The sequence below is a fragment of the Streptomyces sp. NPDC048484 genome (assembly GCF_040651415.1).
Classification (GTDB): Bacteria; Actinomycetota; Actinomycetes; order Streptomycetales; family Streptomycetaceae; genus Streptomyces.
In genome coordinates, this window is sequence record NZ_JBEZJY010000036.1 from 92,171 (window position 1) to 105,139 (window position 12,969).

Consider the following 12,969-nt stretch of genomic DNA (forward strand, 5'->3'; position numbering starts at 1 on the left):
GATACACCGGAGACACGCACCCGCATGACCGCCGCGACATCCGAGCAGTCCGCCCCCGCCATGCCGTCCCCCGGGGACTGGGTACGGCACGCGTCGACCGTCCCCGAGACCCGCGCCTACCCGGCCGTGGACGACCTCCTCGCCTCCTTCCGGACGTTGGCCGACGCCCATCCCGACCTGGTGACCGAAAGCCGGATCGGCACCTCCACCCTCGGCGAACCCCTGTGCTGCTTCACGGTGGGCGAGGGCCCCGCGAGCCCGGCGAGCGACGAGGACGGCGGATACGTCGTCGTCGGCGGGGTGCACCCCAACGAGCCGGTCGGCGCGGTGACCGCCCTGCACCTGGCCACGGCGCTGTGCGAGAGCCCGGAACTGCGCGGGCACTTCGGCGGCGCCTGGCACATCGTGCCCTGCGTCGACCCGGACGGGGCCCGCCTCAACGAGGGCTGGTTCGCCACCCCGACCGACAAGCGCAACTACGGACGCCACTTCTACCGGCCCGCCGGCAACGAGCAGGTCGAGTGGACGTTCCCGTTCGCCTACAAGAAGGCGTGGTTCGACCGCGTACTGCCCGAAACCCTGGCGCTGATGCGGCTGTTGGACGCCACCCGCCCCTGCTTCCTGACCACCCTGCACAACTGCGAGGCGGGCGGCGTCTATTACTACATGAACCGGCCGGCTCCCGAGCTGTACGAGGTCCTGGCCGCGATCCCGACCTCCCTGGGCATGCCGCTGGCGACCGGCGAACCCGAGGCCGCCCACGCCCCGGTCTACGCCCCCGCCGTCTACGGCTGCATCGACATGAAGGACGCGTACGACTATCTCGAAGGGCTCGGCGTCGACGCCGCCACCAAGATCGCGGGCTCGTCGAGCGCCGCGTACGCCGAGCGCCACGGCACCTTCTACTTCGTCACCGAGGTCCCGCACTGGAGCCATCCCGACGCCGACGACAACACGCCCACCGAGCAGCGCCACGCCGACGCGGTCCGGGGCCGGGCGCGGGCGCTGGGAGAGGCCGGGACGTTCCTGGGAGGCATCCTCGACGCGGCGAACCCGCACCTGACCATCCGGTCCCCCTTCCTGCGGGCGGTCCGCGACTTCGTACCGTCGCTGGCCGAACTCGCCACCATGGAGTCGGCCCGCGCCGACGAACTGCCCGACCGGGCCGCCACGGTGTCCGAACAATTCGACTGCGAAGCCGGCGTGCACAGCCTCCGCGTCCGCTTCGGGGGCATGCTGCTGCGCGCCCTGAACGCGGAAGTGGTCGCGGGCACCGCCACGCCCGAGGTGCGCCGGTGTCACCGGGAGCTGCTGGCCACGTACGAGACATGGGAGCGCGAGGCCGGCCCGGTCACGGGCGACCCGATCGCGATCTCGACGCTGGCCGGGATCCAGTACGGGGCGCTGCTGGCCGCCGCGGACCACGCCCGCACCCGTGGCCTCGAGGGGGACCCCGGATGACGTACCTCATACGCCGCCTGCTGGAGGCGCTGCTCGTCTTCTTCGGCATCAGCCTGGTCATCTACGCGATGACGTACGTCCTGCCGGGCGATCCCATCGCCGCGCTCGCGGGCGACCGGCCGCTCGCCCCGAGCGTGGCGCGGGCCCTGCGCGAACAGCACCACCTCGACGATCCGCTGCTGGTCCAGTACGGCCACTATCTGGCCGGTCTGTTCCACGGCGACCTCGGGACGGACTTCAGCGGGCGCCCGGTATCCGAGCAGATGGCCGACCGCTGGCCGGTCACCCTGAAGCTGGCCCTGACCGCCTGGGGGATCGAGGCGGTCGTCGGCATCGGTCTCGGGGTGCTCGCCGCGCTGCGCCAGGGGACCTGGACGGACCGTACGGTGCTCGCGTTCACGATCGGCGCCACCTCCGTACCGGTGTTCGTGCTCGCGTACACCGCGCAGGTCGTCCTCGGCGTGCGGCTGGGGTGGTTTCCGGTCGCCGGGAACACCGACGGCTGGCCGACGAGCTATCTGCTGCCCGCGCTGTGCGTCGCGGCCTTCGGACTGGCGTCGGTGTCCCGGCTGGTCAGAGCCGAAGTGATCGAGAACCTGCGGGCCGACTACGTACGCACCGCCGTCGCCAAGGGTCTCACCCGGCGCCGGGTGGTCGGCGTCCACGTCCTGCGCAACTCCCTCATCCCGGCCGTCACCTATCTCGCCATCGACCTCGGATACCTGCTCGGCGGCACCGTGATCATCGAGGGTGTCTTCAACCTCCCCGGCATCGGCCAGCTGCTCTTCCAGGCCATCCGCGCGCACGTCGGGCCGACGGTGGTGGGGGTGTCGACGGCGCTGATCCTGATCTTCCTGGCCGCGAGCGTGCTGGTCGACCTCCTCAACAGCCTCCTGGACCCGAGGATCCGCCATGACTGACACCGCTCTCTCTCCTGAGAAACACGGAACTCACGGAACACACGGGGCTTCGCCCGAGGCTTCGTACGGGGGCCGGCGCGGGACCTGGCGGGAGCTGCGCCGCAGGCCGGTGTTCCTGCTCACCGGCGGCTGCGCTCTGCTGCTTCTGCTGCTCGCCGCCGCGCCGGGGCTGTTCGCGGGCTGGTTCGGCCACGGCGACCCGACGGTCTGCGACCTCGGCCACAGCGCCGGGGGCCCGGCCTCCGGGCACCCCTTCGGATACGACGTCCAGGGCTGTGACCTGTACGCCAACGTCATCCATGGAGCGGGCGCCTCGCTCGGTGTCGGTCTGCTCGCCACCGGTCTCGGGCTGGCCGTCGCGCTGGTCCTCGGCTGCCTCGCCGGGATGGCCGGGCGGCTCGTCGACAGCGTGATCGCCAGGATCACCGATGTCTTCCTCGGTTTCCCGTTCCTGCTCGGCGCGATCGTCGTCCTCAACAGCGTCGCCACCCGGGACGTGCCGACGGTGGCCGGGGTACTGGCCCTGTTCGGCTGGCCGACCATGACCCGGGTGGTGCGGGCGTCGGTGCGATCGGTGCGCGAAGCCGACTACGTGGTGATGGCCCGCAGTCTCGGCGCGAGCCAGTGGCACATCGTATGCAGGCACGTCCTGCCCAACGCCCTCACGCCGGTCCTCGTCCTCGCCACCATCACCGTCGGCGGTGTGATCGTCGCCGAGGCCGCGCTGACCTTCCTCGGCGTCGGGCTCCAACCTCCCTCGATCTCCTGGGGACTTCAGCTCGCGGGGGCCCAGAACTCCTTCCAGACCCACCCGCACCTGCTGATCTTCCCCGGTCTGTTCCTGTCCTTCACCGTCTTCGTGCTCATCACCTTCGGCGACACCGTGCGCGACGCCCTGGATCCGAGAGGCCGGTGACTCCCTCATGGACCACACGACCATGGACCACACGCCTGTGAAAGCCCCGCTGAACGCCCCGCTGTTGGACGTCCAGGACCTTACCGTCGACGTGCTGTCCCGGTCCGGCGCCGGCCAACGAGTCGTCCACGGAGTCTCGTTCGCCCTCCACGAGGAGGAGACCCTCGCGCTCATAGGTGAGTCCGGGTCCGGCAAGAGCATCTCCGCGATGGCCGTCATGGGTCTTCTCCCCGCCACCACCGCCCGCGTCGGCGGCAGTGTCCGCCACCGGGGCACGGACCTGCTGACGCTGCCTCCGGACAAGTTCCGTGCCCTGCGCGGCAAGCGCATCGCGATGGTCTTCCAGGACGCCCTGTCCGCCCTCAACCCCACCCTCACCGTGGGCTTCCAGATCGCCGAGACCATCCGGGCCCACGAGGGCGTCGGCCGCCGCGAGGCCCGTGCCAGGGCCGTCGAGCTGATGGCCCGGGTCCGCATCCCCGACCCGGCCCGGCGCTACCGCGACCATCCACACCAGTTCTCCGGCGGTATGCGGCAACGGATCATGATCGCGATGGCGGTGGCCCTCAGCCCCGACGTCCTCATCGCCGACGAACCCACCACCGCCCTGGACGTCACCGTTCAGGCGCAGATCATGGAACTGCTCGCCGAACTCCGCGAGGAGACGGGCTCCGCCCTGCTGCTGATCACCCACGACCTGGGACTCGCCGCGGGCACCGCGGACCGGGTCTCCATCATGTACGCCGGACGCATCCTGGAACAGGCACCGGTCGACGAGCTCTACGACCGGCCCGCGCACCCCTACACCCGGGGGCTGCTCGCCGCCGTACCCCGCCTCGGCGGGGACGCCGACGACCTCACCCCCATCCCGGGCAGCCCGCCAGGACCCGGCCTGCTGCCCTCCGGCTGCCCCTTCCATCCGCGCTGCCCCGACGCCGGTGAGCTGTGCGCGACGCAGACGCCGATGCTGCTCCCGGCCCGCTCCGCCCCGCCCGGGCGCCTCGTCGCCTGCCACCACCCACTGGAGGTCTCCGGTGCCCGATGACGTCCCGCCCGGTGTCCCGCTGCTTGAGGCCCGCGGCCTGGTCAAGCACTACCGGTCCGGCGGGCTGCCCGTCAGCGGCCGGCGCCGGACCACGGTCAAGGCCGTCGACGGCGTCGACCTGACCCTGCGGCGCGGCCAGACCCTCGGCCTCGTGGGCGAGTCCGGATGCGGCAAGTCGACCCTCACCCGCCTGCTGATGGCCCTCGACCGGCCGACCTCCGGCACCGTGCTCGTCGAGGGCCAGGACCTGCTCGCACTGCCGTCGGCCGAGCTGCGCCGCCGCAGACGCGACATCCAACTGGTCATGCAGGACCCGTACACCTCCCTCGATCCCCGGATGACGGCGCTGGAGATCGTCCGGGAACCGCTCGACATCCACCGCGACCTGATGCCGAAGCAGGAACGCGCCTCCTGGACCCATGAATTGCTGCACATGGTCGGGCTCGACCCCGGGCACGCGCACCGCCATCCCCACCAGTTCTCCGGCGGGCAGCGCCAGCGCATCGGCATCGCCCGGGCCCTCGCGCTGCGCCCGAAGGTCCTGGTCTGCGACGAGCCGGTGTCGGCGCTCGACGTGTCCGTGCAGGCGCAGGTCATCAACCTGTTCAAGGAGCTGCAACGCGAGTTCGGGCTCAGCTACGTCTTCATCGCGCACGATCTGGCCGTGGTCCGGCACGTCGCCGACGAGGTCGCCGTCATGTATCTGGGCCGGATCGTCGAGCGCGGTGACCGCGACACCGTCTACTCCCGCCCCGCGCATCCGTACACCCGGGCGCTGCTCTCGGCCGTTCCCGATCCGGACCCGCGCCGTCGGGGCGCCGCCGGCCGCATCGTGCTGCAGGGCGACCCTCCCAGCCCGACCCGGCCGCCCACCGGGTGCGCCTTCCACACCCGCTGCTGGAAGAGCCAGGAGCTCTGCGCCGCGGAACGACCGGTGCCGACCGCGCCGACGGCCGACGGACGACGGCAGGTCTCCTGCCACTTTCCCGAGAACTGACCGGCGAGTACCGGCTGGTGAGTCCGGCGAGTACTTACAGGACGGAACAGAGCACATGCTGCAGCAGGAGGTCTTCCGGGTGGACGACTCCGGGTGGATCCGTGATCTCGCGCGCGCCCATCCCTGGGCGACCCTGGTCAGTCACACCGCCCGCCACGGGCTGGTCGTCTCCCACCTGCCGGTCCTGGTGGACGACTCACGACAGGACACCGGGGGCATTGGGGGTACCGGGGACACCGGGGGCGCCGGCCCCACGCTCATCGGTCACCTCGCCAGGGCCGACGCCGAACAGCACGAACTGGGCTCCCACGAGGTCGTCGTCGTGCTCCAGGGACCGCACGGCTACATCTCGCCGGTCTGGTACGAGGAGACACCTCACGTTCCGACCTGGAACTTCACGGTCCTGCACGTCCACGGCCGTCCCGAGGTCCTCGGCCCGGCGGACACCTACGGTGTACTGTCCGCCACCGTCGACCACTTCGAGGACCGCTTTCCCGAGCCATGGCGGCTGGCCCGGGTGGAGAGCCACGCCCGTCGGATCGCCGCCGCAGTCACCGGATTCCGGTTGCCCGCCACGAAGGTGACAGCCAAGGCGAAACTCGGCCAGGACGAGCGCGAGGAGGTCGTCCTCCGCCTTGCCAGGGCCCTCGAATCCGGCCGACCGTACGCCAGTCCCGAACTCGCCCGCGCCATGCGCGACATCCGGAGGAAGCCGTGACCACCACGACCACCGCAGTATCCGGCACCCCGTCGGCCGCCGAGCCGCTCACTCTGCGCCGTGTCCACCTGGGCGCGGGCGGGCCGCTGAGCGATGTCCGTGTCGAGTCCGGTCTCGTCCGGGCTGTCTTTCCGGCGGGCGAGTCGCCGCGCGCCGACGGGCAGAGCCTCGATCTCGACGGCCGCACCCTGCTCCCGGGGCTGTGGGACTCGCATGTCCACATGGTCCAGTGGGCGGGCCTGCGTCGACGGCTCGACGTGTCGGGCGCCGGTTCGGCGCGGGAGGCCGCGGACGCGGCCGGCAGGCGGGCCGCCACCCTGCCGCCCGGTGAGCCGATGATCGGCCACGGCTTCCGCGACGGGCTGTGGCCGGACGCGCCCCACAAGGATCTGCTCGACGCCCTGGTCCCGGACCGCCCCTCCATGCTGATCAGCATGGATCTGCACTCCGCCTGGCTCAACTCGGCCGGACTCGCCCTGGTGGACCGCGGCGACCACCCCACCGGGCTGCTGCGCGAGGACGAGTGCATCCGGGCCGTGGCCGAACTCCCCATCGCTTCGGTGGAGTTGACGGACCAGTGGGTGCGGGAAGCCTGCGTCGCCGCCGCCGCGCGGGGGATCACCGGCATCGTCGACTTCGAGTACGCCGACAACATCGCGGACTGGACCCGCCGGATGAACGGCGCCGCCGTGCCGCTCCGAGTGTCGGCCTCCATCTGGCCCCAGCACCTGGAGGCGGCGATCGACCGCGGGCTCCGCACCGGCCAGCCCCTGGACCCCGGCGGGCGGCTGGAGGTCGGGCCGTTCAAGCTGCTCACCGACGGTTCGCTCAACACCCGTACCGCGCTGTGCCACGAGGCGTACCCGGGCGTGATGCCCGGCGAGCCCGGTTCCCACGGACTGGAGATGCTGCCCCCGCGGGAGCTGGTGTCCCTGCTGCGCCGAGCCTCCTCCCACGGGATCGAACCCGCCATTCACGCGATCGGGGACCGCGCCAACGAGATGACCCTCGACGCTTTCGAGGCGGTGCGCTGCCACGGCCGGATCGAGCACGGTCAGCTGCTCGCGCCCAAGGACATCCCCCGCTTCGCCGAACTGGGCGTCACCGTGAGCGTCCAGCCCACCCATGCGGTGGACGACCGGGATGTCGCCGACCGGCACTGGGCGGGCCGGACCCACCGGGCCTACGCCTTCGCCGACCTGCTCGCCGCCGGGGCCGTCCTGGCGCTGGGCTCCGACGCCCCCGTCGCAACGCTCGATCCCTGGCTGACCCTGGCATCCGCCGTGACCCGGACCGGCGACGAGCGCCCTCCGTGGCACCCGGAGCAGCGGATTCCGGTGGCGGACGCCCTCGCCGGTTCGTCCCAGGGTCGGCGGCTGATCCGGGTCGGCGACCGTGCCGACCTGGTGGTGACCGACGCCGACCCGCTCACCGCGGACGCCCGCACGCTGCGTGAGATGCCGGTGTACGCCACTTTGCTCGCCGGCGCCTGGACACACGGTCCGTCGTGACGGGACGGACAGCGGGGCGGACAGCGGGGCGGGCGGGGAATGCGCCTCGGCCACCATGGCTCTGCAACCCGTCCCCTCGTCCGCCGCGACCGGGACCGGGACCGGGACGGGCGAGAGAGTGGCCGAGGGCGGGCGCACGGCCCACATCAGCCGAACCGAGTACGGGATCCCGCACATCCGGGCGCGGGACTTCGACGGGCTCGGATACGGCTACGGCTACGCGTTCGCTCAGGACAACGTGTGCGAACTCGCCGACCAGGTGGTCACGTTGCGAGGTGAACGGTCCCGGTTCTTCGGCGCCGACGGGGACGAGCCCGGCGAGGGCTCCAACCTGGCGAGCGACACGTACTACCAGGGGCAGCTGCGCGCAGGCACCGTGCGGCGGCTGCTCGATCGAAAGGCGCCGCTCGGGCCGACGGCGGAGCTGCGCCGGATGGTCGAGGGGTACGCCGCCGGCTACAACCGCTATCTGCGGGACACGGGCGCAGACAGGCTGCCGGACCCGCGCTGCAAGGGCGAGCCGTGGGTCCGGTCGATCACGCCGCTGGACCTGTGGGGCCTCGTGTACGACGTCAACAGGGCAACCGGAGAGGTGCCGCTGGCGCCGGCGGTCGGGGACGCGAAGCCGCCGGCGGCGGCGGGCGGCAACGGCACGGCGGCCTCGGAGGCCCCCGCCCTGGGCACCCGTGATCCGAAAACCGCGGCGACCTTCGCCCAGGGCGGACAGAGCCCCGGGGCGGCCGACTTCGGCAGCAACGGCTGGGCACTCGGCCGGGACGCCACCCGCGGCGGCAACGCGATGGTCCTCGCCAACCCGCATCTCCCCTGGGTCGGCGGGAACTTCCACTTCTACCAGGTGCACCTGACGATCCCCGGCACCCTGGACGTGTCCGGCGCCGGCCTGTACGGCACGCCCCTGGTCCTCATCGGCCACAACCGGAACGTCGCCTGGACACAGACCGCGAGCGACGCCCAGCACGCCTCCTTCTACGCACTGAAGCTCGTGCCCGGTGACCCGACCAGCTATGTGGTCGACGGCAGGACCGAGCGGATGGAACGCCGCACGGTCCCGGTCACCGTCCGCGACAAGAACGGCGGGCTGTCGACCGTCGAGCGGACGCTGTACACCTCACGCTTCGGCCCAGTCCTGTCCCTGGGCTGGACCGCGAAGACCGCCTACGCCGTCCGGGACGCCAACGCCGACAACCTGCGTTCCATGAACACCTGGCTGGCCATGGGCAAGGCCCGGAACCTCGGTCAGGTGCGCGCCGCCCAGGACACCTATCAGGGCATGCCCTGGACCTACACCCTCGCGGCCGACACCAGCGGCGCGACGTACTTCACCGACTCCTCCCTCGTCCCGCACCTGACCGACGAACAGCTCACGCGGTGCACCCTCCCGAGCAGCGAGGAGGGGCCGACCGCCCTGGACGGTTCGACATCGGCCTGCGCCTGGGGCAGTGATCCCGACGCGCTCGTGCCGGGCGTGCACGGCCCGTCCCACCAGCCGAAACTGACCCGCACGGACTATGTCGCCAATTCCAACAACGGGCCCCGGTACACCAACCCCGAAGCCCCTCTCACCGGCTTCCCGGGCAGCTACGACAGTGAACCCCGTCTCGGTCAGCGCGCCCAGCTCGGCCTGCGCATGATCGGGGAACGTATGGCCGGTACGGACGGACTCGGTGCCCCGGGCTTCACCGCGCGGACCCTGCGCGCGTCGATGTTCGGCAACCGTGTCCTGTCGGCCGAGACGGGCCGCGCCGATGTGGTCGGCATGTGCCGCGCCCGGCCCCGCCTGACCGCCACGGACGGCCAGGAGGTCGACGTGAGGAAGGCCTGCGCGACCCTCGCCCGCTGGGACACCCGCGCCGGCACCGGCAGCCGGGGCGCCCCGCTGTGGATCACCTTCTTCGACCATCTCCTCGGAGCCGGCCCGTCCGACACCTGGCGCCGCGTCCCCTACGATCCGGCGCGGCCCCTCACCACGCCGCGCGGTATCAAGGGCGACGACGAACGCGTCCGACGCGCCCTGGCCGACGCCGTGCAGGACTTCACCGCCCGTGACATCCCGGTCGACGCCGAGCTCGGCACCGTACAGAAGTGGGCCGGTATCCCGCTGCCCGGCTGCAACGGCGACGAGGGCTGCTTCAACGTCCTGGAGGCGGGCCCCGACTCCGGCACAGGTACACCGCCCTCGGGGGCCTTCGGCAGCAGCTTCCTGATGGCCGTCGAACTGACCCCCGACGGCCCCCGCACCACCACCCTCCTGACCTACGGTCAGTCGACGAACCCGGCCTCGCCCCACTACACGGACCAGACCCGCCTGTTCTCCCGCAAGCAGTGGGTCACCGAACGCTTCACCGCGGCGGAGATAGCGAACGACCCGTCCCTGAAGGTGACGACCCTGCGCGACTGAGAGTCCGTGTCACGCGCCCGCCCTCCGGCGTCGGCACGGCGAGCCGTGTCCGCCGGATCAGAAACCGGCATCCGCCGGGTCAGAAGCCGACGTCGGCCGGTCGGTAGGTCGGCGGGCGGCGGACCCGGCCGGCCTGTTCGTAGGCGTGGGCGAGGCGGAGCAGGACCGGCTCGCTCCACGCCGTGCCCATGAACGTCAGACCGACGGGCAGGCCGAACGCGAACCCGGCCGGAACGCTGACCGCGGGGTAGCCGGCGAGTGCGGCGGGCGTCGACGCGCCGCCGCCGTAGCTATCCCCGCGGATCAGGTCGATCTTGGCCGGCGGCCCGGTGGTCGGCATCACCAGTGCGTCCAGGCGGTACCGGCGCAGCACCGCGTCGATGCCCTCGGCGCGCGAGAGCCGGTGGTTGGTGGCCAGCGCCTCCCGGTACTCCCGTTCGCTGAAGTCCAGTCGCTGCACCGCCTCCAGCCCGTCCTGCCGCACATAGCGCAGTTCGCGGTCGGCGTGTTCGCGGTTGAACGCGATCAACTCCGCCAGGCTGCGCGGGTGGTCACCGGGGGCGCCGGCCAGGTAGCCGTTCAGCGCGCGCTTGATCTCGTACGCCTGGACGACCATCGAGCTGGGCAGGTCCTCCAGTTGCTCGGCCGTCGGGATGTCCGCCGGGTCGACCACGGTCGCCCCGGCCTCGCGCAGGGTGGCGATCGCCCGCTCCGCGATGTCGTCGGCGTGGTGGCTGTAGCCGAAGTACACCGTCCGAGGTACGCCGATACGCGCTCCCCGGAGCCCGTCGGAGTCCAGGAAACGGGTGTAGTCGCGGTGGAAGTGGCCGCGGCTCGCCCCATCTCGGTCGTCGACCCCGACGAGGACGCCGAGCAAAATGGCGGCGTCGCGGACCGTGCGTGCGATCGGGCCGACGCTGTCCTGGCTCGGCACACCGGGGATGACGCCGCCGCGCCCGACCAGTCCGACGGTCGGCTTCACCCCGACGACGCAGTTGGCCGAGGCCGGGTCGATGATCGAGCCGTTGGTCTCGGTGCCGATCGCGGCCACGCACAGACCGGCCGCGGCGGCGACCGCACTGCCGGAGCTCGACTCGTTCGGTGACCTGTCGAGCTTGTACGGATTGCGGGTCTGGCCGCCGCGGGCGCTCCAGCCCGCGTGGTGGGTGAGGGACATGCCGCCCGCCCACTCGCTCAGGTTGGTCTTGCCGAGGATGACCGCACCGGCCGCGCGCAGTCTGGCCGCGACGGTGGCGTCGGCTGCCGGACGCAGGCCCCGCAGGGCGAGTGATCCGGCCGTCGTGTGCATCCGGTCCGCCGTCTCCACCAGGTCCTTGAGCAGGATGGGCATGCCGTGCAGCGGTCTGCGGCGGTCCCCCTCGGCGTCCAGGCGCCGGGCCTCTCGCAGCGCGTCGGGATTCACCTCGATCACCGCGTGCAGAAGCGGGTCGACGCGTTCGATGCGGTCCAGGTAGTGGCGGGTGAGCCGTTCGGCGTCGAGTTGTCCGTCGGCCATCAGCCGGCGAAGTTCGCTGATGCCCAGCTCGTCGAGCTCTGTGGTCGAGGCATGCCGTGCGGCGCTGTGCGCGTGAGCCTGGGCAGGCGCTCCGCCGAGCAACGGCGTGGCGGCCGCGGCGGTGCCGAGCGCGAGTACGGTGCGGCGTGGGGTGGTGGTCCGGTCCGTTCGGTGCGGTCCCTGCGACGTCATGTACCAGCACGCTAGGTGCTGGGCGGACGTTTCTCGCTCCGGCTGCCCCCCGGCTCCGCCCTGCTGGCAGCCCCCCGGCGGCAGTTGGGGCCGGCCGGGAGGAAGTACTCGCCCAGGTGGTCGCAGTACCAGATATCGACCAGGGCGTCGGCGCTGCGGCGGTAGGTGTCCGGGGGCACGCCGAGCGTGTGGTTTTCCTCGGCGCACTTGCCGCGCACATCACGTGCACGACCATCACAGACACGACGACGTCATAGCCGCACAGCCGCTCGATTCACGTCGTTTCGTGTCAACTACCCACCGGCGTACGGAGATCGTCCCTGTGCATAAGGTGTGGGCTGTGACAACCACCCATGCCAGTTGGGCAGTCCCGCACGGGGACAGCACCGAGGGGAAAACCTCCGTACGATGAACCAGATCCTGTTCGCCGGGGCCATAGGCCTGTTCCTGACTCTCGGCAGCACACCACTGCTGATCAAGCTGCTGGCCCGCAAGGGCTACGGCCAGTTCATCCGTGACGACGGCCCCCGCGGCCACCATGGCAAGCGCGGCACACCCACCATGGGCGGCATCGCCTTCATCTTCGCCACCCTCGTCGCGTACGTTCTGACCAAGGTCATCACCGGTGAGGGTCCGACGTTCCCCGGTGTCCTGGTGCTGTTCCTGATGGCGGGCATGGGAGTGGTCGGTTTCCTCGACGACTACATCAAGATCGTCAAGCGGCGTTCGCTGGGGCTGCGGGCCGGCGCGAAGATGGCCGGCCAGCTGATCGTCGGCATCCTGTTCGCCGTACTGGCCATCCGGTTCGCGGACGCCCGCGGCCTGACACCGGCCTCACAGAAGCTGTCGTTCGTCATCGACTTCGGCTGGACCATCGGACCGGTGCTGTTCGTCGTATGGGCCCTGTTCATGATCCTGGCCATGTCCAACGGGGTGAACCTCGCCGACGGACTCGACGGACTGGCGACCGGCGCCTCGGCCATGGTGCTCGCCGGCTACACCTTCATCGGTCTGTGGCAGTTCCAGAACTCGTGCGCCAACGCGATGAACCTCACCGACCCCGGCTCCTGCATCGAGGTGCGTGATCCGCTCGACCTCGCCGTCGTCGCCTCCGCCCTCATGGGTTCCTGCATCGGGTTCCTGTGGTGGAACACCTCACCCGCCAAGATCTTCATGGGCCTATGCCGAGACCGCGACTATGCCGAGAAGGCTGCCGGCAAGCGTGATCGCGGGCTGCGCGGCGGCTGTTGTGCTCGGCATAGTCGACGGCGGGT

General features: G+C 71.4%; 11 protein-coding genes. 9 read left to right on the forward strand and 2 right to left on the reverse strand.

What is annotated here, in order from left to right; translation table 11 throughout:
* The first annotated feature begins 24 nt into the window (after positions 1-24).
* From AB0D14_RS31545 to AB0D14_RS31580, 8 genes are read left to right on the forward strand one after another with little or no spacing between them, the layout of a single operon-like run.
* Positions 25-1,461 (forward strand): M14 family zinc carboxypeptidase, encoded by a 1,437-nt coding sequence (locus AB0D14_RS31545; RefSeq protein WP_362785963.1) that lies wholly within the window; start codon positions 25-27, stop codon positions 1,459-1,461.
* The gene (locus AB0D14_RS31550; RefSeq protein WP_362785965.1) at positions 1,458-2,381 is read left to right on the forward strand and encodes an ABC transporter permease; all 924 of its coding nucleotides are present in this window, start codon (positions 1,458-1,460) and stop codon (positions 2,379-2,381) included. Before AB0D14_RS31545 ends, AB0D14_RS31550 begins: the two co-directional genes overlap by 4 nt.
* Positions 2,374-3,297 carry an ABC transporter permease gene (locus AB0D14_RS31555; RefSeq protein WP_362785967.1) on the forward strand — a complete coding sequence of 308 codons (924 nt, stop codon included), beginning with the start codon at positions 2,374-2,376 and terminating at the stop codon, positions 3,295-3,297. The genes AB0D14_RS31550 and AB0D14_RS31555 overlap by 8 nt, the downstream gene beginning before the upstream one ends.
* Before the next feature lie 7 nt (positions 3,298-3,304).
* Positions 3,305-4,342 carry an ABC transporter ATP-binding protein gene (locus AB0D14_RS31560; protein WP_362785969.1) on the forward strand — a complete coding sequence of 346 codons (1,038 nt, stop codon included), beginning with the start codon at positions 3,305-3,307 and terminating at the stop codon, positions 4,340-4,342.
* The gene (locus AB0D14_RS31565; RefSeq protein ID WP_362785970.1) at positions 4,332-5,339 is read left to right on the forward strand and encodes an oligopeptide/dipeptide ABC transporter ATP-binding protein; all 1,008 of its coding nucleotides are present in this window, start codon (positions 4,332-4,334) and stop codon (positions 5,337-5,339) included. Before AB0D14_RS31560 ends, AB0D14_RS31565 begins: the two co-directional genes overlap by 11 nt.
* 55 nt (positions 5,340-5,394) lie before the next feature.
* On the forward strand, positions 5,395-6,057 hold the full coding sequence (locus AB0D14_RS31570; protein WP_362785972.1) for an FMN-binding negative transcriptional regulator: 663 nt from the start codon (positions 5,395-5,397) through the stop codon (positions 6,055-6,057).
* Positions 6,054-7,568 (forward strand): amidohydrolase family protein, encoded by a 1,515-nt coding sequence (locus tag AB0D14_RS31575; protein ID WP_362785974.1) that lies wholly within the window; start codon positions 6,054-6,056, stop codon positions 7,566-7,568. The genes AB0D14_RS31570 and AB0D14_RS31575 overlap by 4 nt, the downstream gene beginning before the upstream one ends.
* Positions 7,569-7,623: 55 nt before the next feature.
* Positions 7,624-9,987 carry a penicillin acylase family protein gene (locus AB0D14_RS31580; RefSeq protein WP_362785975.1) on the forward strand — a complete coding sequence of 788 codons (2,364 nt, stop codon included), beginning with the start codon at positions 7,624-7,626 and terminating at the stop codon, positions 9,985-9,987.
* Between the two features lie 79 nt (positions 9,988-10,066).
* Here the strand turns inward: AB0D14_RS31580 and AB0D14_RS31585 are convergent, their stop codons facing one another.
* Positions 10,067-11,695 (reverse strand): amidase, encoded by a 1,629-nt coding sequence (locus AB0D14_RS31585; protein ID WP_362785977.1) that lies wholly within the window; start codon positions 11,693-11,695, stop codon positions 10,067-10,069.
* Between the two features lie 11 nt (positions 11,696-11,706).
* On the reverse strand, positions 11,707-11,913 hold the full coding sequence (locus tag AB0D14_RS31590; protein ID WP_362785978.1) for a hypothetical protein: 207 nt from the start codon (positions 11,911-11,913) through the stop codon (positions 11,707-11,709).
* A 190-nt stretch (positions 11,914-12,103) separates the two neighbouring features.
* Here AB0D14_RS31590 and AB0D14_RS31595 point away from each other — a divergent pair.
* Positions 12,104-12,969, forward strand: an 866-nt coding sequence (locus AB0D14_RS31595; RefSeq protein WP_362785980.1) for a phospho-N-acetylmuramoyl-pentapeptide-transferase, incomplete at its 3' end; no start/stop codon positions are given.

Bases quoted from the DNA above. Each gene is read 5' to 3' on its own strand.
- AB0D14_RS31570 (WP_362785972.1), top strand. From the start codon at position 5,395: ATGCTGCAGCAGGAGGTCTTCCGGGTGGACGACTCCGGGTGGATCCGT.
- AB0D14_RS31580 (WP_362785975.1), top strand. From the start codon at position 7,624: ATGGCTCTGCAACCCGTCCCCTCGTCCGCCGCGACCGGGACCGGGACC.
- AB0D14_RS31560 (WP_362785969.1), top strand. From the start codon at position 3,305: ATGGACCACACGACCATGGACCACACGCCTGTGAAAGCCCCGCTGAAC.
- AB0D14_RS31545 (WP_362785963.1), top strand. From the start codon at position 25: ATGACCGCCGCGACATCCGAGCAGTCCGCCCCCGCCATGCCGTCCCCC.
- AB0D14_RS31550 (WP_362785965.1), top strand. From the start codon at position 1,458: ATGACGTACCTCATACGCCGCCTGCTGGAGGCGCTGCTCGTCTTCTTC.
- AB0D14_RS31555 (WP_362785967.1), top strand. From the start codon at position 2,374: ATGACTGACACCGCTCTCTCTCCTGAGAAACACGGAACTCACGGAACA.
- AB0D14_RS31585 (WP_362785977.1), bottom strand. From the start codon at position 11,695: ATGACGTCGCAGGGACCGCACCGAACGGACCGGACCACCACCCCACGC.